This is a genomic window from Kribbella sp. C-35, from assembly GCF_046549195.1.
Taxonomy (GTDB): Bacteria; Actinomycetota; Actinomycetes; order Propionibacteriales; family Kribbellaceae; genus Kribbella.
Window position 1 is genome coordinate 878719 of the sequence record NZ_JAJPWG010000005.1, and the last position, 19824, is coordinate 898542.

At 66.7% G+C, this 19824-nt stretch carries 17 protein-coding genes; 12 read left to right on the plus strand and 5 right to left on the minus strand.

What is annotated here, in order from left to right; genetic code table 11:
• Nucleotides 1-96: 96 nt before the first annotated feature.
• Complete coding sequence (locus ACLJOO_RS34420) at nucleotides 97-1116, minus strand: LacI family DNA-binding transcriptional regulator (protein ID WP_410791842.1); 1020 nt, start codon at nucleotides 1114-1116, stop codon at nucleotides 97-99.
• A gap of 123 nt (nucleotides 1117-1239) precedes the next feature.
• Between ACLJOO_RS34420 and ACLJOO_RS34425 the strand changes: the two genes are divergently transcribed.
• The 5 genes from ACLJOO_RS34425 to ACLJOO_RS34445 are packed head-to-tail and all read left to right on the plus strand — an operon-like array spanning nucleotide 1240 to nucleotide 6650.
• The gene (locus tag ACLJOO_RS34425; protein ID WP_410791843.1) at nucleotides 1240-2025 is read left to right on the plus strand and encodes an SDR family NAD(P)-dependent oxidoreductase; all 786 of its coding nucleotides are present in this window, start codon (nucleotides 1240-1242) and stop codon (nucleotides 2023-2025) included.
• The gene (locus tag ACLJOO_RS34430) at nucleotides 2025-3143 is read left to right on the plus strand and encodes an extracellular solute-binding protein (protein WP_410791844.1); all 1119 of its coding nucleotides are present in this window, start codon (nucleotides 2025-2027) and stop codon (nucleotides 3141-3143) included. Before ACLJOO_RS34425 ends, ACLJOO_RS34430 begins: the two co-directional genes overlap by 1 nt.
• Nucleotides 3140-4333: a CaiB/BaiF CoA transferase family protein gene (locus ACLJOO_RS34435; RefSeq protein ID WP_410791845.1), complete on the plus strand. Its 1194-nt coding sequence runs from the start codon at nucleotides 3140-3142 to the stop codon at nucleotides 4331-4333. The genes ACLJOO_RS34430 and ACLJOO_RS34435 overlap by 4 nt, the downstream gene beginning before the upstream one ends.
• The gene (locus ACLJOO_RS34440; RefSeq protein ID WP_410791846.1) at nucleotides 4330-5115 is read left to right on the plus strand and encodes an enoyl-CoA hydratase/isomerase family protein; all 786 of its coding nucleotides are present in this window, start codon (nucleotides 4330-4332) and stop codon (nucleotides 5113-5115) included. The genes ACLJOO_RS34435 and ACLJOO_RS34440 overlap by 4 nt, the downstream gene beginning before the upstream one ends.
• Nucleotides 5115-6650, plus strand: a complete 1536-nt coding sequence (locus ACLJOO_RS34445) for a class I adenylate-forming enzyme family protein (RefSeq protein WP_410791847.1) — start codon at nucleotides 5115-5117, stop codon at nucleotides 6648-6650. The genes ACLJOO_RS34440 and ACLJOO_RS34445 overlap by 1 nt, the downstream gene beginning before the upstream one ends.
• A 15-nt stretch (nucleotides 6651-6665) precedes the next feature.
• Here the strand turns inward: ACLJOO_RS34445 and ACLJOO_RS34450 are convergent, their stop codons facing one another.
• Nucleotides 6666-7667 (minus strand): LacI family DNA-binding transcriptional regulator, encoded by a 1002-nt coding sequence (locus ACLJOO_RS34450; protein ID WP_410791848.1) that lies wholly within the window; start codon nucleotides 7665-7667, stop codon nucleotides 6666-6668.
• Nucleotides 7668-7881: 214 nt separating this feature from the next.
• Between ACLJOO_RS34450 and ACLJOO_RS34455 the strand changes: the two genes are divergently transcribed.
• The 7 genes from ACLJOO_RS34455 to ACLJOO_RS34485 are packed head-to-tail and all read left to right on the plus strand — an operon-like array spanning nucleotide 7882 to nucleotide 16342.
• Nucleotides 7882-9465: an alpha-L-fucosidase gene (locus ACLJOO_RS34455; protein WP_410791849.1), complete on the plus strand. Its 1584-nt coding sequence runs from the start codon at nucleotides 7882-7884 to the stop codon at nucleotides 9463-9465.
• Nucleotides 9466-9474: 9 nt separating this feature from the next.
• Nucleotides 9475-10917 (plus strand): ABC transporter substrate-binding protein, encoded by a 1443-nt coding sequence (locus ACLJOO_RS34460; RefSeq protein WP_410791850.1) that lies wholly within the window; start codon nucleotides 9475-9477, stop codon nucleotides 10915-10917.
• A gap of 13 nt (nucleotides 10918-10930) precedes the next feature.
• Nucleotides 10931-11863 (plus strand): carbohydrate ABC transporter permease, encoded by a 933-nt coding sequence (locus tag ACLJOO_RS34465; RefSeq protein WP_410791851.1) that lies wholly within the window; start codon nucleotides 10931-10933, stop codon nucleotides 11861-11863.
• 25 nt (nucleotides 11864-11888) lie between these two features.
• Nucleotides 11889-12722 carry a carbohydrate ABC transporter permease gene (locus ACLJOO_RS34470; RefSeq protein WP_410791852.1) on the plus strand — a complete coding sequence of 278 codons (834 nt, stop codon included), beginning with the start codon at nucleotides 11889-11891 and terminating at the stop codon, nucleotides 12720-12722.
• Nucleotides 12719-14845, plus strand: a complete 2127-nt coding sequence (locus ACLJOO_RS34475) for a hypothetical protein (protein ID WP_410791853.1) — start codon at nucleotides 12719-12721, stop codon at nucleotides 14843-14845. Before ACLJOO_RS34470 ends, ACLJOO_RS34475 begins: the two co-directional genes overlap by 4 nt.
• Nucleotides 14842-15900 (plus strand): aldo/keto reductase, encoded by a 1059-nt coding sequence (locus tag ACLJOO_RS34480; RefSeq protein WP_410791854.1) that lies wholly within the window; start codon nucleotides 14842-14844, stop codon nucleotides 15898-15900. The genes ACLJOO_RS34475 and ACLJOO_RS34480 overlap by 4 nt, the downstream gene beginning before the upstream one ends.
• A gap of 19 nt (nucleotides 15901-15919) precedes the next feature.
• Nucleotides 15920-16342, plus strand: coding sequence for an RbsD/FucU family protein (locus ACLJOO_RS34485; protein ID WP_410791855.1), 423 nt, complete (start codon nucleotides 15920-15922; stop codon nucleotides 16340-16342).
• A gap of 2 nt (nucleotides 16343-16344) precedes the next feature.
• Here ACLJOO_RS34485 and ACLJOO_RS34490 read toward each other — a convergent pair whose 3' ends face one another.
• The 3 genes from ACLJOO_RS34490 to ACLJOO_RS34500 are packed head-to-tail and all read right to left on the minus strand — an operon-like array spanning nucleotide 16345 to nucleotide 19824.
• Nucleotides 16345-17385, minus strand: a complete 1041-nt coding sequence (locus ACLJOO_RS34490; RefSeq protein WP_410791856.1) for a mandelate racemase/muconate lactonizing enzyme family protein — start codon at nucleotides 17383-17385, stop codon at nucleotides 16345-16347.
• 4 nt (nucleotides 17386-17389) lie between these two features.
• Nucleotides 17390-18709, minus strand: a complete 1320-nt coding sequence (locus tag ACLJOO_RS34495) for an ABC transporter substrate-binding protein (RefSeq protein WP_410791857.1) — start codon at nucleotides 18707-18709, stop codon at nucleotides 17390-17392.
• A 32-nt stretch (nucleotides 18710-18741) separates the two neighbouring features.
• Entirely contained in the window at nucleotides 18742-19824 is a 1083-nt protein-coding gene (locus ACLJOO_RS34500) for a mandelate racemase/muconate lactonizing enzyme family protein (protein ID WP_410791858.1), read from the minus strand.

The window sequence follows — 19824 nt, forward strand, 5'->3', positions numbered from 1 at the left end:
TCCCGAATGAGATCGAACGACCGCAGACCGGCGATCGGAGAAACGATTCTCCGGAATCCTGCACGCAGGCCACAGAGCTGTCAAGGGGTCGGTCGGTCAGCTGGCGCGCGGCGGGCAGGTGGTACTTCGCCGCACGATGACCGGCGCGGGTGACTGCAGGAGTTCCTGGCGCGGCTCCGCGTCACCCAGCTGATCGATCAGCAGCCGGACGGCTCGGCGGCCGAGTTCTTCCAGCGGAAGGGACACGGTGGTCAGCGGCGGACTCGAGTACTGCGCGGGCCACGCGTCATGGTGACCGACCAGCGACATGTCCTCGGGAACCCGGAGACCGGCGTCGCGGAGGGCGGAGAGCGCGCCGATCGCCGACAGCAGCGTTCCGACGACCACCGCGGTCGGACGCGTCTTCTGCGCGAGCAGCTTCATCATGCCGGCGTACCCGGTCTCCGGTGTGCTCCCCCCGTCCGCGACCAGGTCCGGCCGAGCCGGCAGGCCGGCGGTGTCCATCGCCTCCCGCCACCCCTCCAGGCGGTCGTGGGACCGATTGGTGCTTCCGCCGACGGCCAGGTGCGCGATCTCCCGATGCCCGAGCGCCAGGAGGTGCCCGGTTGCGAGCGCGGAGCCCTGACGGTCGTCGAGCGCGACGCCCGCCAGCGGCGCGGCCACCCGTTCGTTCACGATGACGAACGGCAGCCCCAGGGCGCGAAGGTTCTCGATCACCACCTCGTCGGCCGGTACGCCGTCACGCTGCAGCAGCAGTCCGTCGATCGCTCCCCCACGCACGAAGCGCTGGAATCCGGCCGGATCCGCGGCGAGCGCCTCGACCTCGACGGTCACCAGCAGGAAGTCGGAGCGCCGGGCCTCCGCCTCCGCGCCGCTCAGGATCTGCGCGTAGACCGGGCTGGTCAGATGCGGCAGAGCGACGCCGACCGCTCCGGCGCGCGCACCGCGCAGCGCCCGCGCCGCCCGGTTCGGGGTGTAGTCGAGAGCCCGTACGGCGGCCTCGACCCGGTCCCTGGTCTCCGGACGCAGCCGGAGGGTCGGGTCGTTGTTGAGCAGCCGGGACACGATCGACGGCGCGACCCCAGCGCGTGTCGCAACATCCTTGATGGTCGCCATCACCGCTCCTCGCCCCGGGTGTGAGATCGGGATTCTAGATCCGCTCGATCCACTTGACACTCCAATGCACTGCCGACAACGATTAGGAAATCGTTTCTCCACAGTAGGTGAACAGGAACCCGCGTGAACAGACTTACCGGCAAGAGCTGTGTCGTCACCGGCGGCGGCGCCGGCATCGGTGCGGCGGTCGCCGCCCGGCTGGCCGCCGACGGCGCTCAGGTCGCCGTCGCAGATATTGACGGTGACGCCGCCGAGCGCGTCGCGCGACAGCTCCGCGACCAGGGATCCGAAGCGTTCTCGGGCCAGGTCGACGTCTCCGCGACCGCCCAGGTCGAGGAATTCGTGAACGACGCGGCGGACCGCTTCGGCCGGCTCACCACGATCGTGAACAACGCCGGAGTCGCCATTCCCGGCAGTGTCGAGGACATCTCCGAGGACGACTGGGACCGCGTGCTGGCGGTCAACCTGAAGGGCGTCTGGGCCGGCATGCGGTACGCCGTACCGCACCTGCGGTCGGCAGGAGGCGGCTCGATCGTCAACATGGCGAGCGCCCAGGCACTCGTCGGGTTCCCCGGCTGGGCGGGCTACGCGGCCACCAAGGGCGCGATCGTCGCGCTGACCCAGCAGGCCGCCGTGGAGTACGGCGCCGAGAAGATCAGGGTCAACTGTCTGGCGCCGGGCACGATCATGACGCCGATGAACGAGGAGATCTTCCGCACCGCACCGGATCCGCAAGCACTGATCGAGGACTGGAACTCGGCCCACGCGCTGCACCGTTTCGGTGAGTCCGACGAGGTCGCGAGCGCGGCGGCGTTCCTCGTCTCCGACGACTCGTCGTTCGTCACCGGGACCTGCTTGCGCGTCGACGGCGGCCTGAGCATTCTCGGCCCGTCCGGGCGGGCCACTTGATGGCGCTGCGCATCCTGTGCTGGGACCATCCTCGCTGTGTCAATCCCGTCCGGGCGGCCGCCGCTGTCTGGGAACGACAGCACGGCACGACGATCACCGTCACGGCGCGCCCGCTGGCCGCCTTCAATGACCAGCCGATCAGCGACATCGCCCGCGACGCGGATCTGCTGTTCATCGATCACCCGATGGTGGGCACGGTCGCCCGAGAAGCCGCGCTCCTCCCCCTCGACCGTTTGCTCGACGCATCGGTTCTGGAGACACTGCGTGCGGACTCGATCGGTGGCAGCCACGACTCGTACAGCTGGGACGGGAACCAATGGGCGATCGCCGTCGATGCCGCGTGTCAGGTCGCAGTTGTCGATGACAGCCGGCTCGACGGCCGCGACGTACCTCATCGATGGGACGACGTTCTGACCCTGGCGCGCGGAGTCCCGGGCTCGGTGGCGCTTCCGCTGTATCCGTCGGACGCCATCCTCTCGCTGCTGTCGATCTCGGCCGAACTGTCTGCTTCCGATGAGCTGTGGGCCGAGGAAGCCGTCGACATCCTGGTGGAGCTGGTTCGGCTCGTGGACCAACGCTCCTTTCGGCTGAACCCGCCCGGGCTGCTGGACCTGATGTCCTCGGAGTCCTCCGACGCGCCTGTGTACGCTCCCCTGCTCTTCGGCTACACCAACTACCAACGCCCGGAGACACGCGGCCGTCGGTTGCGATTCTGCCAACCGCCGTCCGTCGGCGAACGCCCCGCAGCCGTGCTCGGCGGCGCCGGACTCGCGGTCAGCGCCGCCGGCAAGCACCCCGACGAAGCCGCTGCCTTCGCCGCCTGGATGGCCGGCGCCGACGTCCAGGGAACGGTTGTGCTGGGCAACGATGGTCAGCCGGCGAGTCGATCGGTCTGGCTCGACCCGGCCGCCGACGAGGTGGTCGGCGGCTTCTTCTCCGGCACCCGCGCGACGATCGAATCGTCGTACCTCCGCCCTCGCGCCGCCTGGTGGCCTGCCTATCAAGAGGCCGCCGGCATCCGGCTCGCCGAAGCACTGCGCCGAGGCGAGTCCGCTTCCGCGATCCACGCCGATCTGATCCACGCCTTGGACAAGGCCCGCGACAAGGAGCCCACATGACGCCGGACCGCCAGCCGACGCCCAGTGCACTCGAGGGCATTCGCGTCCTCGACTTCACCCAGATGATGCTCGGTCCGTTCGCGACTCAACTGCTCGGCGACCTCGGCGCCGACGTCATCAAGGTCGAACGCCCAGGGACAGGTGAGTGGGAGCGCGGACTCACGTACGCCGGCGAACTGCTGGCCGGCGACTCCGCGGCGTTCGTCGCCATGAACCGCAACAAGCGATCGGTCGCCCTCGATCTGAAGGCGCCGGCCGCACGAGACGCCCTGCTGCGCCTGGCCGCCACCTGCGATGTCGTCGTCGAGAACTTCCGCCCGGGAGTCATGGACCGGCTCGGCCTGGGGTACGACGATTTCCGCGCGGTCCGCGACGACATCATCTACTGCTCCGGGTCGGGATGGGGTCAGGACACGAAGTACGCGCGTGAGAACCGGCCGGGCCAGGACCTGTTGATCCAGGCGGCCACCGGGCTCGCCTTCAACACCGGAACGGCCGGCGACCCACCGACGGCTGCGGGGACCTCGCTCTGCGACGCAACCGGTGCACTCACCCTGGCGAACGGCATCCTCGCCGCGCTCCTGGCCCGTGAGCGCTTCGGCATCGGACAGCGCGTCGAGGTGGATCTCTACCACGCCACCATGGCGATCCTGACGCAGGAGATCTCCGCGATGGTCAACCACGACCTCGAGTTCCCCCGCTCCGAGGCCGGTATCGCCCAGCCCTGGCTCTCCGCGCCCTTCGGCATCTACCGCACCATCGACGGCTGGCTGGCCGTTGCCATGGGGCCACTGGACGTCATCGCAGACGTCTTCGCCGATCCGGAGCTCGCTGAACTCGACCCGTGGCTCGATCGCGACACCGCGAAGCGACGCATCGACGAGCTCGCGGCGCAGCGCAAGTCGACGGAGCTACTCGACGCCCTGCTTGACGCCGGCTTCTGGGCGGCACCGGTACGGACGATGAAAGAGGCCTACGAGGAACTCGTAGCCGACGGATCACCGCTGCTCGTGGACGTGATGCATGCCTCTGGTACGCCGCTGCAGCTGATTGGTTGCCCGATCACCCTTTCCGAGACGCCGTGGCGCCAGCGGCTCCGTCCCCCGGCGGTCGGCGAGCACAACGACGAAATCCTGGCCGAGGTCCTGAGCGCCGACGAACTGCACGCGCTCCGCGAGGTGAGTGCATGATGAGGCTGCACGACCATCTCGTGGAGGAGCGTGACGGCGCGGTCGGTGTACTGCGAATCGACCGCGAGGAAGCCCTCGGCGCCTTGTCGCGCAGCCTGGTGGAGAGGCTGGGTGAATACCTCGATCAGCTGCACCGCGATCCTGAGGTTCGGGTGCTTGTCCTCACCGGGACCGGTCGCGGGTTCGTCGCCGGCGCCGACATCGGTGAGTACGACCGCGTCGCCCCTGACGCATTCGACGACTACCAGCGGTTGAGCCGACGTACCTTCTCGGCTCTGGAACGGCTGCCTCAGTTCACGATCGCGGCAGTCAACGGCTACGCCCTCGGCGGAGGCATGGAGCTGGCCTTGTGCTGCGACCTGATTCTGGCCTCGGAACGAGCCAAGTTCGGATTGCCCGAGGTGAAGCTCGGTCTCATCCCGGGCGGCGGCGGCACCCAGCGGCTCGCCCGCGCCGCGGGAACTCGGTTCGCCAAGGAAGCCACCGTCACCGGCCGGTTCTACCGCCCTGAGGAATTGCGGCGGCGCGGAGTCGTGTCTGATGTCTGCCCTCCGGACGAGTTGATGCCGACAGTCATGGAACTCGCCCAGACGATCGCCGCGAACGCGCCACTGGCCGTGCGTGCGGCCAAGCGGATCGTCGACCTGGGCGCCGACGTACCGCTCGAGGTCGGCCTCGGCCTGGAGCAGCAGGCGCTCTCCGAGCTGTACCGAAGCCGCGACGGCGCCGAAGGTATCGCGGCATTCATCGAGAAGCGCGAACCGAAGTTCATCGGTCAGTGATGAGCAAGCACCACAGCATGGCCGCGCTGATGGCCCGAAGCTACGCGAATCATCCGACAGTGACGGCGTACGACGATCCGAGCGGGCGACTAACCTTCGCCGAACTCCAACGGCAGGTCTGCCGACTGGGTAACGCCTTGAAGCAGCTGGGCCTCGAGCGCGGTGACCGCGTCGCGATCTGGATGGAGAACCGCCCGGAGTTTCTCGAGATCGAACAGGCGACCTTCCTGTTCGGCTTCGTGCGCACCGCACTCGCCGCACGTCTCCATGTCGACGAGGTCGCCGACATCGTCACGGATTGCTCGGCGAAGGTCGTCTTCGCTGGTACGAGCGACGCGAAGACACTGTCCCAGAAGCTTGCGGGACCGGACGCACCAATAGTCCTCGCAGTCGGCGACGACTACCAGGCACTTGTCGAATCCGGACCGGCTGATCCGCCGGCGAACTGGCCCACCGAGGACGACCTCGCGGTCCTGCTATACACCTCCGGGACAACCGGACGTCCCAAGGGTGCCGCACTCAGCAACCGGAACTGGCTCGCGATGGTGACCGGCGTGCTCGCCGAGCTCCCACCGATCGGCAGCGGGGACGTCGTACTGCACGCCGGGCCGATGAGCCACCTCAGCGGATCCATCGGCACCGCCTGCGCCGCGCGTGGCGCGACGACGACGATGCTGCGTCGCTTCAACCCCGGCGCGGTACTGAAAGCGGTCGAGCACCATCACGTGACCGTCCTGCCACTCGTACCCACGATGCTCGCCGCCCTGACCGACGAAGCCGAGCGCGGCACGTTCGACCTGTCCTCACTGCGCGCCATACCGTACGGCGGCTCAGCCGTCTCCCCCGCGCTGCTGACCCGGGCTCGGATGGTCTTCGGCGATGTGCTCGTCCAGCTGTACGGACTCAGCGAGGCCCTGGTGCCGATCACCGCGCTGACACCGGTTGCCCACCGCAACGCCGAACGACTGGCGTCCGCGGGACGACCGACTCCCTTCGTCGACGTCCGTATCCTGACCGACGGGGGCACTCCTGCGGTCATCGGCGAGCCGGGCGAGATCCAGGTCCGCAGCGACACAGTCATGGTCGGCTACTGGGAACAGCCTGCCGCCACCGCCGAGATCATCACCGACGACGGGTGGCTCCGCACCGGCGACATCGGCTACCGCGACGCCGACGGTTACCTCTCCATCGTGGACCGCAAACGCGACGTGATCGTCTCGGGCGGGTTCACCGTCTACCCAGCCGAGGTCGAGCGAGTCATTCAGACCTTGCCCCAGGTCGACGAGGTCGTGGTCGTTGGGACACCCCACGACCGCTGGGGAGAAACCGTCACCGCGGTAGTCACCCTCAGACCCGGCCTGCACCTGACCGAGGCCGACGTCATCACGACCTGCCGCGCCCGCCTCGCCGACTACAAGAAGCCGACCTCGGTCCTGTTCGTCGACACGCTCCCCAAGAACAGCACCGGAAAACTCCTCCGCCGCGAGGTCAGAGCACCGTTCTGGAAACACCGCACCCGCCCGATCGGCACCTGACCGCCCAGGTCGCACTCAGTCGTCCAGTCGTTCGACCGAGCCGCCTGGTACGAGTTGGGCGGGGAGAAAGCGCACCACGGGCGACCGCGGCAGAGGCGGCCCGGAGCCATCGAGCCGTCGACGCAGCAGATCGGCAGCGCTCGTCGCGATGTCCTCGGTGGGCTGGGCGATGACGGTGAGGCGCGGCACCGTGGCCTGAGCGAGCTCCGCGCCGTCGAAGCCCACGAGCGAGATGTCGCGTCCCAGCCGAAGGCCCGACTCGTTGATCGCGATCAGGGCACCGAGCGTGAGCTCGTAGTTGGCGCAGAAGATTGCGGTGGGCCGGTTGCGCATGGCAAGGAAACCACTGATCGAGTCATGTCCGGTACGGACGACCAGTGGACCGCGCGCCTCGTACTCCGGGGACATGGGGACGCCGGCCTCCGCGAGCCGCTCGGTGAAGCCCGATGCCCGCAGGCGCATGGTGGAGACCGAGGGATGCCCGGTCACGATCGCGATGCGCCGATGCCCGTGATCCACCAGGAGGCGAGCAGCCATCGCGCCCGCACCGGCATTGTCGAGGAAGACCCCATCGGTCTGGAGTTCGTCCGCCGCCCAGTCGATGAGCACCACCGGCACCCGCTGCATCGCCGTGCGGAGGGGCTCGATGTCGTGAGCGGACGGCACGGCAATGATGCCGTCGACCATCTGGCTCAGCAGCAGTCCCACCGTGTCCTCTCGGCCCGACGGGCTGGCGGCAACGATGACGTTGATGCCTGCGGATCTGAGGGCAGCTTCGACTCCGGCGATGATCGTCAGATGGAAATCATTGTTGAGCGCCGGCAGGACGACGCCGATGGTTCCCGATCGCCTCGACCGTAGACCCCGAGCCATCGCATTGGGGCGGAAGCCGAGCGCGGCGGCGGCAGCCTCGATCGCAACGCGATTCGCCTCGAGCACGGTTCGGCCGTTGAAGTACTTCGAGATGGTGGCAAGCGACAGACCCGTCTCGCGCTGGATGTCCTTGTAGGTGGCCATCGCCCTCCTCTCACCCGCGCGCGCTGTCGATCAGGAGAACGAATCGTATCGTCTCGTCGGCTCCAAGTAAGCACATGACGCGACCATCCGCCCTGAAATCCCGCGGAGATCTGATCGTAGACAGGGCGAAACGTTACGTGCTAACTTGCCTGACAAGTTGACTAGTGAGTCGGATATGCAGTCGCGCACGACAGATTCGATGAGGAGTTGCCTGGTGTTGATCGAGTCCAATCCCGTGGCGAATGCCAGTGCCGAGGGCAATGCCGCTGATCGCCTCGAGTGGTTCCGCGACCTCGGGCTGGGGTTGTTCATCCACTGGAGCGTCGATACGCAGCTCGGCTCGGACGTGAGCCATCCGCTCGTCGGCGCGTCCCAGGATTTCGTCGAGCGGTACTACGACGAGCTCCCTCGGCGCTTCCGGCCGCGACGCTTCGACCCCACCGAGTGGGCCGAGCTCGCCGACCTCGCGGGGATCCGGTACGTCGTGTTCACCACCAAGCATCACAACGGGTTCTGCATGTTCCGCACGGCCACGACCGAGCGCCATGTGGGCAACACCCCGTTCGGTAGGGACACGACCGCGGAGATCCTCAATGCGTTCCGGGAGCACGACATCGCCGCCGGCGTCTACTTCTCCCCCGACGACTTCGCTTGGCTCTGGGAGAACGGCGTACCGATCCAGCGGTCGATTCCGAGCGTGCAGCCGGCCGCGAATCCCGGGCTGATGGAGCTGGCAAAGGCCCAGATCACGGAACTGCTTACCGAATTCGGCCCGGTCGATCTGGTCTTCTTCGACGGCGAGGCCGAAGGACTGCGCGAACACGCGTGGGAGACGGACCCAGGTGTCGTGGTGACGCGCGGCGCGCTGCCCACCCCCGAGCAGTACATTCCGGGCCAGCCGATCGACGGTGCCTGGGAATCCAACCTCACCATGGGCACGCAGTGGACCTACAAACCGACGAACGAGACCTACAAGTCCGGGACCCGCTTGATCGAGATCCTGATCGAGACCCGGGCCAAGGGCGGCAACCTGTTGCTCAACATCGGCCCGAAACCGGACGGAACGATTCCGGTCGAGCAGGAGGCACGGCTCCAGGAGCTCGGACTGTGGATGTTCGTCAACCGGGAGGCGATCTACGCCACCCGCCCCTGGGTCGTCACGAATGAGGGCGAGCTCTGGTTCACGGCATCGAAGGACGCCAAGACCGTGTACGTCGTCATCACCGGTGAGCGTTGGAAGTGGGGCGAGCGGCGGGAGTTCGTACTCCGATCGATCAAGGCGACCGAGCTCACCGAGGTGTCCATCCTGGGCCAGAGCGGACAGCTGATGGAGTACCGGCCGGAGCTCGACGCGACGCCGCGCTGGGAGCAGACCGAGGCCGGTCTCGTCGTCTCGGCTCTCAACGCCCAGCGGCTGTACAACGACAAGAAGTGGCCCAACCCGGTCGTCATCAAGCTGACCAATGTGGAAGCGGCCGCCGAACCGACCCGGATCGCCACGGTGGACGCCTCGTGGGACGAGGTCAGCTCGACGGTCTCGGTCGGGGTGGCGGTTCTGGCCCGCGGGTCATCGGAGTCCGTGCTGCTCGGAGCGGAGTACCAAGACATCACCGGTATGGACACGATGGAACGCCCTGACGAGTGGACACCCACCGACCTCGTCCCCGAGGCGGACGCCGGCATACATGCTGCATTTCCCGCGGAGCCCGGCCGGCTTTATGCCGTCCGTGCGCTCGGCCGGACCGCGCTTCTCGACGTACGCGGCCCGGAACTGAAGATCCGCACATCAGGTCATTGAGGAGGAGTGATGCAAGTACCAAGCATTCCTGCGGGAGCGGGATGGAGCCGCCGCACGTTCTTGCGGGCGGCGGGTGCGACCGCGTTCGCGGCCACCGGGGCGAGCGCCCTCGCATCGTGTTCGTCGTCGAGCCCGACCACGACCTCGTTGGTCGAGTCCAAGCTCTACCCGGGCGCAGGCGCCCAGAAGCTCAACGACAGCTTCGATTGGGGCAAGTCGGCCGTCGCCGACCCGAAGTCCTCGGTGACCATCACGGTGGCGCATTCGTGGTCGCCGGCGGACTTCGTCCGTCAGCAGCAGTTCGACTACTTCTTCCAGAAGCGTCATCCGAACATCAAGATCGTGGCCGAGAACGCCGGCGACAGTTCGGCCGACTACTTGAAGAAGTACTCGAGCCAGGCCGCGGGCGGCAGCCTGCCGGACGTCATGTACAACGGGTTCGGCTTCGCGCAGAACTTCATCGGTTCGGGCGCGTTCCTGGCGCTCAACGACTACATCTCCGCTGAGCCCGGCTTCAATCCCTCGGACTTCGCCGACGTCTCGACCGGGTATTACAAGCGCGACGGAAAGCAGTATTCGGTGCCGTACGACTGCGGACCCGTGATGATCTACTACAACAAGAGCATTTTCTCGAAGGCGGGCGTCGACCTGCCGAGTGCGAAGTGGAAGTTGGACGACCTGCGCAACGCGGTCCTTGCGACGACCAGCGGCCAGGGCGGCTCCAAGATCTTCGGCCTGTCCCTGCCGGTGACGCCCGCCGACACGTTCTGGGACCCGGTACGCCTGTCTCCACTCGGCGGCCACTATCTGAGCGACGATGAGTCGCAGGTCCTCCTGGACCAGCCCGAGTCGATCGCCGCAGTGGAGTGGTGGGTGGACATGTACCTGCAGAAGGGTGTGTTCCCCTCTCCGTCGGAGTTGCAGGGGTTGTCGCAGGCCGACGCCTTCACCCTCGGCCGGGCCGCCATGAAGGTGGACGGTTCCTGGGGAGCCCCGTCACTGCGCGAGCAGGCGACCTTCGAGTGGGGCATCGCGGACTGGCCGGCCGGACCGAAGGGCCACTCCACGGCCGCTGTCGGCAGCGCCTACTCGATCACCACCAAGAGTGGGAACAGGGACGCGGCCTGGATCTACCTCAACGAGTACCTCTCGACCTCGGGTCAGGTGTTCATGTTCGCCAGCACGGGCAAGGGCAACATGACGAGGAAGTCGGCATGGCCGGCCTATCTCAAGTCGGAAGCTGCGCCGGAGGGCGCCGACGCCATCTACCGCGCGCTCAACACCTATGCGACCAGCAAGGGCGTCGTGTTCGGTCCGGCGACGCCGCAGATCACCAATGCGGCGACCCCGATCTGGGATCAGGTGATGGGAAAGTCGATCGGCGTCTCGGACGCCTGCAAGAAGATCGCGACGACGATCCAGCCGCTCCTGAAGAAGAACGTCGCAGGCTGAGACGAGAATCGGCATGGCACAGGCTGCACCCGCACTCGAGACGAGGACGTGGCGGACTCGACGGCGCACCACCAAACTGGCGCGCCGCGAGGCGCGAGCGTTCTACGGTCTCGCGTCTCCGTGGATCGTCGGCTTCATCCTGTTCGGTGGCGGCCCGGTCGTTGCCGCGCTCCTGTTGAGCTTCGCCCACTGGTCCCTGCTCTCGACGCCCAGCTGGGCGGGCCTGGCGAACTACCGCAAGATGTTCGCAGACCCCCTCTTCTACAAGTCGATCGCCAACACGGTCTACTTCGGCGCGGGCTCAGTCTGCCTCGGAGTCGTCACGAGCTTCCTGCTCGCGATGCTGCTCAACCAGAAGGTGCGCGGCCTCGGCTTCTTCCGCACTGTCTTCTATCTGCCTTCTGTCGTGGCCGGCGTCGCCACAGCCATCCTGTGGGTCAACATCCTGCAACCGGACTCCGGCCTCATCAACAGCTTCCTGAGGTTCTTCGGCATAAAGGGACCGGGCTGGCTGGTGGACGAGCACTGGGCCATCCCGGGTCTCATCCTCATGTCGGTGTGGGGCGCGGGCAACACCATCGTGATCTACCTGGCCGGTCTGCAAGGCATCTCCCCCACGCTCTACGAAGCTGCCCGCATCGACGGCGCCGGATGGTGGAACCGGTTCTGGAACGTCACCGTTCCGATGATGTCGCCGGTCATCTTCTTCAACGTCGTCACGAGTCTCATCGCCAGCTTGCAGGCCTACACGCTGGTCCTGGTCATGACCGAGGGCGGACCGAACAACGCGACTCTGATGCTCGGGCTCTACATCTACCGTCAGGCGTTCGAGTACTTCGACATGGGCTATGCGGCCGCCCTGTCGTGGGCGATGTTCGCCCTCATCGGCATTGCGACCGCCCTGCAGTTCGTGCTCGCTCGCCGCTGGGTGCACTACGACGCCTGACCCGACCATGGATCGGAGCCCCACCATGACCTCCGTCGCGCGAATCCAGAAGACCAGCACCTACATCCTGCTGATCGCCGGAACCGCGGTCTTCGTCATCCCGTTCCTCTGGATGCTGACAACCTCCCTGAAAACTTCACAGGAAGTCCTCGCCTACCCGCCCAAGCTGCTGCCCGCGACGCCGCGCTTCGACAACTATCCGACCGCATGGACCTCGCTTCCGTTCACCACGTTCCTCTTCAACTCGATCATCATCACCGGCCTGTCGGTGATCGGGAACCTGGTGTCGTGCGTGCTACCCGCGTACGCCTTCGCCCGCCTGCGGGCGCGCACCCGATCCGCGATGTTCGCCCTCATGGTCGCAACGATGGCGATCCCCGCCGAGGTGACGCTGGTGCCGACGTTCATCATGTTCAGCAAGCTCAACATGGTGAACACCTACTGGCCGCTGTTCCTGCCGGCCTGGTTCGGCTACGCCTTCTTCATCTTCCTGCTCCGCCAGTTCTTCCGGTCCATCCCGCAAGAGATCACCGACGCTGCCAGCATCGACGGCGCCGGTCACCTTCGCACCCTCTGGTCGATCTTCCTGCCGATGTCCAAACCCGCGATCGCGGCCGTCGCCATCTTCAGCTTCGTCGGCAACTGGAACAACTTCCTCACACCGCTCATCTACCTCCGCACGCAGAACAACTTCACCCTCGCCCTCGGCCTCAGCCTGTTCAAAGGCCAGTACGAGACGCAGTACAACCTGATGATGGCGGTCGGGATCATCTCCCTGCTCCCGATCCTCATCGTCTTCTTCCTCGCACAACGGACATTCGTCGAGGGCGTGCGGCTGAGCGGACTGGGGGGCCGATGAACACCGTGTATCTCGTCAGCGAAGTGCGGTCGCCCCTTGTCGACTTCGGTCTCGCAGAGATCCGCCAGGCTCTCGAGGCAGTCGGTCTCGACGTCGTCGGTCCTTCGCCGGAGCTCCGCGACGACCCACGTGTCACGCCGGTCATCGTCGTACGAGCAGGCGGATCGGCCAACGAGGTCGACGCGTTCATTGCCGGCGCCGACGGCCGGCCGGGCCCGACGTACCCGGACGAGTCCTTCACCATCGCCGGCGCCGGAGGCCGGGTCGTCATCGAAGCCGCCCATCCCCGCGGCCTCCTGTACGGCTGCCTCGAGGTCGCCGACCTCGTCCGGGCGGAGAGCTGGGCCGACGAGGGACTCGAGGTGACGAAATCGCCATCGCTCGCGGTCCGCGGCGTCAAGTTCAACCTGCCCTACGAGCCCTACTCCAACGGCGATCCGTTCAAGGAGAACCTGGAGACCTGTTTCGATCTGGAATTCTGGCGCGACTACATCGACGAGCTCGCCCGCAATCGCTACAACTGCCTGAGCCTGTGGTCGCTCCACCCGTTCCATCTGATGGTGAGCTCTCCCGAGTTCCGCGACGCGAACCCATTCACCGACGCGGAAATCGCCGACCACGAGAGGTTCTTCCACGCGTTGTTCGGCCACGCCCGAGATCGCGGTATCGACATCTATCTGTTCACCTGGAACATCTACCTGCCCGAACCGGTGGCTCGCGGTCTCGGCCTGCCGGCCGCCCTGGCGAACAGCAGTGAAGGCACCGAGACCATCAATCGCTGGGACGCTGCGCGCGCCAGGCAACGCGCCCCACAGGTATCCGCCTACTACGAGGAGATGATCTATCGCCTGCTCATCACCTATCCCGAACTGGACGGCATCGGCACCAGTGGTAGCGAAGCCATGAGCGGGACGGGCAGCGAGAAGGAGCAGTGGGTGGTCGACACCTACCTCCGGGGAATCGAGCGGTCCGGGCGGCGGGTGAAGTTCCTGAACCGCACCAACATGCAAAGCACCGCCGACATCATCGCCGTGGCGAAGCCGAGGATCGACCCGAGTCGCTTCTACATCAGCTGGAAGTACTCGATCGCGCACTGCTACTCACATCCCCGTCCTGCCTTCGAGGATCTGCTCCACGCGTGGGACGGGGTGGATCTCGAGGAGACACAGCTCCTCTTCACCGTGCGGAACGACGATGTCCACACGCACCGCTGGGGTGACGTGGAATACGTCCGGGAGTATGTCCGCGGGATCGTCGAGAAGAGCTACGTCCATGGCTTCTACTGGGGCGCGGACGGGTATCTGTGGGCCCGTGACTTCCAGCATGTCGACCACGGCCACAAGGCCTGGCGCTGGGATTTCGAACGGCACCGACTGCAGTTCCAGCTGTGGGGCCGGCTCGCCTACGATCCTGACACCGCTTCGGATGTCTTCGAACGCTTGGCGCGAATCGACTACGGCGACGACGCCTCGAACCTGTACGAAGGGCTCCGGCACGCCTCGAGAATCATCCCCGCGGTCAATCGACTGTGTTGGCGGGACCTCGACTTCCAGTGGCATCCAGAAGGATGCCTGACGCGCGACCACGGGCTCCGGACCGTCCTCGACTTCCTCGACAGCTCTCCCATGCCCGGCGCCGGGACGATCGGTATCCGCGAGTTCGCGAGGGCCGAACGACACGGCGGAACGTCTGCTGAGACTCCCCTCGACGTGATCGCGCTACTGACCGAGGAGTCACGCGCGGCCGAAGAATTCGCAGCGGCGGCACAGGACCGCACCCCGGTATGGCGAGAACCGCTCGCCACCTGCGCCATCCTCGACCTCCGGGCCACGGCCGCGCTGGGCAGGTACTACGCCGCGAAGATCGAGGCAGCGTTGGAACTCGCCCGTGCCGAGGAGCGCGGTGAGCCGGAGCATGCCGTGCGGGCGGCCGAACTGCTCGACGAGGCAGTCGAACACTGGACGGCGCTCGGCTTCTTCTGGAGTCAGCATTATCGGCCGTACCAGATGGCACGCGTCGACCGAATCTTCGGCTACCCGTTCTACCTCGACGACGTGCGCCGCGACGTACACCTTGCGCGCGATTTCGGGGACAACCTTCTACTGGGAGAAGTCACGCCATGACGTTCGTGCCGACCGAGGTCGATCCGGGTTTGCTGCCCTCGCGGGTCCTCGCATCCGGAGCACCTGTCCCCCCGATCGGAATGGGCACCTTCGGCTCCGACCGCTACTCCGCGGACGAGATTGCCGCCGCGGTCGCGGGGGCGGTCCGCAGCGGCTACCGCCTCATCGACTGCGCTGCCGTCTACGGCAACGAGTCGGAGATCGGCGTCGTCCTGGAAAATGCCATCGCGGAAGTCGCACCTCGCGAGGACCTCTTCGTCATGTCGAAGGTCTGGAACGATGCGCACGCCCCCGCAGATGCAGTGGGCTCAGTCCACGAGTCCTTGCGACAGCTTCGACTCGAGTACCTCGACGCCGTATTCGTACATTGGCCCTTCCCCAACCATCACCCGCCGCACGCGGAGGCCGAGATGCGCGACCCGCTGGCCACGCCGTACGTGCACGAGCGGTACATGGAGATGTGGCGCGCTCTCGAGAACCTCGTCGACGCAGGCCTGGTGCGCCACCTGGGCACGTCGAACGTGACGATCCCGAAACTCGAGCTCATCCTCCGGGACTCTCGAATCGCTCCCGCTCTCATCGAGATGGAGCTCCACCCGTGCTTTCAGCAGCCGGAGTTGTTCCGGTACGCCGTGGACCACGCCGTCCAACCGATCGGCTACTCCCCCTTGGGCTCGCCCTCGCGTCCCGAGCGCGACCGCAGCGAAGACGATCTGGTCGACGTGGATCACCCCATCGTCCGGCGCATCGCGCGCGACCATGGAGCGCATCCGGCCCTCATCTGCCTGAAGTGGGCCGTCGCGCGCGGTCAGATCCCCATCCCGTTCTCCGTCAAGCCGGAGCAGTACGCCGCGAACATCGCCGCCGTCCTGTCCGACCCGCTGACACCTGCCGAGATCGAGGACATGCGCGGAGTCGAACGCAACAACCGCCTCATCAAGGGACAGGTGTTCCTCTGGGAGGGATCGGAGTCGTGGCTGGACCTCTGGGACGTCGACGGCACGATCCCGGGCTGGAACGGCTACGGATCACCCCGCGCCCAAGACGACCGCTGATCAGGAAGAGAAGGTCATCATGCTCAACCACGAGCTCATCCACCCGCCGCTCCTCGAGGCGCTCGCTGTTGCCGGGCACGGTTCACGCATCCTTCTTGCGGACGGCAACTATCCGTACCTGACGATGATCAATCCGGCGGCCCGCCTCGTGCATCTCAATCTCGCACCCGGCGTGCTGACGGTGACCGACGTACTGCCGCTGATCCAAACCGCGGTGAACTTCGAGAGCGCCATCGTGATGCGCCCCGCTGAAGGAGTGGACGCATCCGTGCAGGAGGAGTACCGCAAATTGCTCGGCAGCGACCTGCCGATGGAGCAGGTCGACCGATTCGACTTCTACGACATAGTCCGCTCTCCCGATGTCGGTCTGGTGATCGCCACCGGCGAAGAGCGGCTGTACGCGAACCTGCTACTGACCATCGGCCTTCGCTCCCACGGCTGAGTTCAGCCATTCCAGGACGACAGGCCAGGCCCCTGCGGCAAGGGGTAGCACCCGTCGACCAGCTCGACGCTGCCATTCAGCAGACCGCTCTCGACGTAGATCGTGTTCGGCAGCGCGGCCAGCACATGAATGTGCGCGCCGCCGCCGTGCGACGCGTACGGTACGCCGAACCCGGCCGCCATCAACCCGATCTCCAGGCAGTCCGTCAACCCACCGGCCCGCCGCAGATCAGGCTGCACGACGCCGACGCCGCCGCGCGCGATCAGGTCCCGGAACGCAGCCTGCCCGTACCGGTTCTCGCCCGTCGCGATCGGGATGTCCAGCTTCTCCGCCAACCGGACATGAGCGTCGGTGTCCCCGGCCGGCAGCGGCTCCTCGAACCAGCGGCAATCCAGCTCCTCGTACACCCGGCCGCGCCGCAGCGCCTCGGCGTACCCGAACGCCTGATTCGCGTCGACCATCAACGGCGCATCCGGCCCGATCACGTTCCGGACCGCCTCGATCCGCCGCACATCGTCGGTCAGCGGCCCGCCGCCGACCTTCATCTTCACGCCCCGGAAACCCTGCTCCATCGCCTGCGCGGACACCCGCTCCAGACCGGCGACGTCGAGTTCGAGCCAGCCGACCATCGCGTACGACGGGATCGCGGTCCGCTGCGCACCGAGCAACTTCCACACCGGCACGCCCAGCGACTTGCCGAGGAGATCCCACAACGCCTGGTCGATCGCCGAGATACCGTACGACGACAGTCCCGCCGTCCCCTGGTAGTCGGTGAGCGTCTGCAACTGCTGCCGGATCCCCCGGATCAGCGTGGGGTCCTCGCCGATGATCGCCGGCGCCAGCTGTTCCTCGATCAGCTTGCCGAGGACCGCCGGCGAGCTCTCGACGCGACCGAAGTACGTCGAGCTGACGCCGCTCACGCCCTCGTCGGTGTCGATCCGCACCTGGACGTGCCCGTTCCGGTCGAGCAGCTGGATCGCGTCCCGGACCGCGTGCGCCTTCGGCTCCGAGGTCACCTCGACGGTGATGTCAGTGATCTTCATGCGGTCATCCCTTGCCTGCGAGAACGTCTTCGACCTTCTGCTTGACGCTGCCGAGCGCCTCCTCGGCGCTCTTCTTCCCACTCCAGACGTCGTCGAGCACCGGCCGGTAAATCGTCCGGGCGCGCTCGATGTAGCGGCTGAAGTTCTCGTTCACCGCGTTGCCGAGCGCCTGGGTCACCATCGCCAGGTTCGCCGGGGCCTTGTCGTCGGCGACGAACAGCGACGCCGAGCTCTTCGCCACCGGCATGAACCCGCGCGACTCGGCCAGCAGCTTGGCCGCGTCGGCGCCCGCGCAGTACTTCAGGAAGTCCCACGCCGCGTCGGGGTCCTTGGACGCCTTCGGGACCGCGAGCACGGTGAGCGTGTTGACGGTGGTCCGGTTCACCTTCATCGGGGTCGGGAAGATGTCCCACTTCACCTTGGCGTTCTTGCGCAGGTACGGGACGCCGCTGGTGAGCGAGAGCAGCATCGCGACCTTGCCGGTGCCGAGCTGGGACAGCGCCCAGTTCGGGGTCTGCCGGCCGGCCGTGACGGTGGCGAAGTCCGGGTGCACCTTGTGCTTCAGCGCCAGGTCCGCGACCCACTGGATCGCCTCGGCGCCCTGCGGCTCGGCCAGCGTGAACCGGGTCGCGTCCTTGGAGTAGATGCCGTCGCCGCCGTTGCTGACCGGGAAGACGGTCTCGAGCGAGGTGTCCGGGAAGACCAGTGCGCCCCAGCGCTCGCCGTTCGGCTTGGTCAGCTTCTTCGCGGCCTCGACGAAGTCGTCCCAGGTCCAGCCGCTGTTCGCCCAGTCCTTCGGCGGCAGCTCGACACCGGCCTCCGCGAACGCGTCGGTGTTGCAGATCAGGATGCCGGGGTTGGTCATGATCGGCCAGGCGGCGTGGGCGCCGTCGGGCTGCTTGGCGAAGTTGTACGCGACCGGGAAATAGTCGTCCGGCTTGATCCCGTCCTTCTCCAGGTACGGACGGAGGTCGAGCAGCGACCCTTCCGCGTAGTAGCCGCGGACGTAGTCGTCGTTGATCCGGATGACCGTCGGCGCGGCCCCGGACGACAGCACGGTCCGGAGCTTGGTGTCGTAGTCGTCGCCGGGGACCGACTGGATGTCGATGGTCTTGCCGGCGCCCTTGGCCCAGTTCTCCGCGACGTTGTAGAGCGGCGTACCGCTGTTGGTGTCCCAGGTCATGAAGGAGGCGTTCTTGCTGCCGCCGCCCCCACCGCCACCGGCGCCGTTGTCGCCGCACGCCGCGAGCGGGAGTCCGGTGGCGAGCGCGCCACCGGTGATGCCGAGCGCCCGGAGCACCGACCGGCGAGAGATCTCTGTCATGGTCGTTCCTGTCTTGTCGAAACTCGGATTGGTCAGTTGGTGCGGAGCTTGGCCACCGCGTCCTCGTCCAGCTCGATGCCCAGACCGGGCAACTCCCACGGCGTGATCTCGCCGTTCACCGGGACGAGCGGGTTCTTCCAGATCGGTACGTCGTCGAGGATCGGGTTGTGCTCGATGTTGTACTCCTGCGGGTACACGCAGGCCGGCGTACTGACCCAGACGTGCGCGTGCGCCGAGGTGCCGATCGTCTGCTGGGTGTTGTGCACCGTGATCGGCTTCGTGTAGGTGTCCGCGAGGACGGCGATCTTCTTCAGCTCGGTGATGCCGCCGCACTTGATCACGTCGGGCTGCAGGATGTCGACCCTGCCGGTCTGGATCAGGTCGCGGAACTGCCAGATGCTGTACTCCTGCTCGCCCGCGGCGATCGGGATGTCGACCGCGTCGGCGAGCCGCCCGTACGCCGCGTAGTCGTGAGCGGCGAGTGGTTCCTCGAAGTGCCACACGCCGAGGTCCTCGAGCGCGTGCGCCATCTTGATGGCCGTGTGTTCGTAGTACGCGTTGTTGACGTCGACCAGGATCGGGAAATCGTCCCCGACGAGTTCCCGGACCGCGGTGACAGTGGCGATGGTCTGGTCGAAGCCGTCGTCGTGCATCCACGGCGTCGACGAGTGGATCTTGTAGCCGTGGAAGCCCTTCTCCTGGAAGGACTTCGCCCGCTCGGCCTCCTCCTGCGGGGTCATCGTGCGCGCCATCGAGCTCGCGTAGACCTTCGCGCTCGGGCGGTACTTGCCGCCGAGCAGCTTGTACACGGGCAGCCCGGCGGCCTTGCCGAGCAGGTCCCAGAGCGCGATGTCGATACCGGCGATCGCGTTCAGCTGGACGCCGCCGGGGCCGAGCTTGTACGGCTTGGTGTACATCCGGCGCCACAGCCGCTCGATGTCGGTCGCCTCCTCGCCGACCAGCAGCGGCGCCATCGCCTGCTCGACCACGCTGTGGCTGACGTGCGCGTTCATCGGGCTGATCTCGCCGACACCGACCAGGCCCTCGTCGGTGTGCACCTTCACGATGTGCAGCTTGTCGAGCAGGATGATGGACTCGATCCGGGTGATCCGCAT

Coding starts and splice junctions, on each gene's coding strand:
- ACLJOO_RS34420 (WP_410791842.1), bottom strand. CDS start 1,116: ATGGCGACCATCAAGGATGTTGCGACACGCGCTGGGGTCGCGCCGTCG.
- ACLJOO_RS34430 (WP_410791844.1), top strand. CDS start 2,025: ATGGCGCTGCGCATCCTGTGCTGGGACCATCCTCGCTGTGTCAATCCC.
- ACLJOO_RS34435 (WP_410791845.1), top strand. CDS start 3,140: ATGACGCCGGACCGCCAGCCGACGCCCAGTGCACTCGAGGGCATTCGC.
- ACLJOO_RS34440 (WP_410791846.1), top strand. CDS start 4,330: ATGATGAGGCTGCACGACCATCTCGTGGAGGAGCGTGACGGCGCGGTC.
- ACLJOO_RS34445 (WP_410791847.1), top strand. CDS start 5,115: ATGAGCAAGCACCACAGCATGGCCGCGCTGATGGCCCGAAGCTACGCG.
- ACLJOO_RS34450 (WP_410791848.1), bottom strand. CDS start 7,667: ATGGCCACCTACAAGGACATCCAGCGCGAGACGGGTCTGTCGCTTGCC.
- ACLJOO_RS34460 (WP_410791850.1), top strand. CDS start 9,475: ATGCAAGTACCAAGCATTCCTGCGGGAGCGGGATGGAGCCGCCGCACG.
- ACLJOO_RS34465 (WP_410791851.1), top strand. CDS start 10,931: ATGGCACAGGCTGCACCCGCACTCGAGACGAGGACGTGGCGGACTCGA.
- ACLJOO_RS34470 (WP_410791852.1), top strand. CDS start 11,889: ATGACCTCCGTCGCGCGAATCCAGAAGACCAGCACCTACATCCTGCTG.
- ACLJOO_RS34475 (WP_410791853.1), top strand. CDS start 12,719: ATGAACACCGTGTATCTCGTCAGCGAAGTGCGGTCGCCCCTTGTCGAC.
- ACLJOO_RS34480 (WP_410791854.1), top strand. CDS start 14,842: ATGACGTTCGTGCCGACCGAGGTCGATCCGGGTTTGCTGCCCTCGCGG.
- ACLJOO_RS34485 (WP_410791855.1), top strand. CDS start 15,920: ATGCTCAACCACGAGCTCATCCACCCGCCGCTCCTCGAGGCGCTCGCT.
- ACLJOO_RS34490 (WP_410791856.1), bottom strand. CDS start 17,385: ATGAAGATCACTGACATCACCGTCGAGGTGACCTCGGAGCCGAAGGCG.
- ACLJOO_RS34495 (WP_410791857.1), bottom strand. CDS start 18,709: ATGACAGAGATCTCTCGCCGGTCGGTGCTCCGGGCGCTCGGCATCACC.
- ACLJOO_RS34500 (WP_410791858.1), bottom strand. CDS start 19,824: ATGCGGATCACCCGGATCGAGTCCATCATCCTGCTCGACAAGCTGCAC.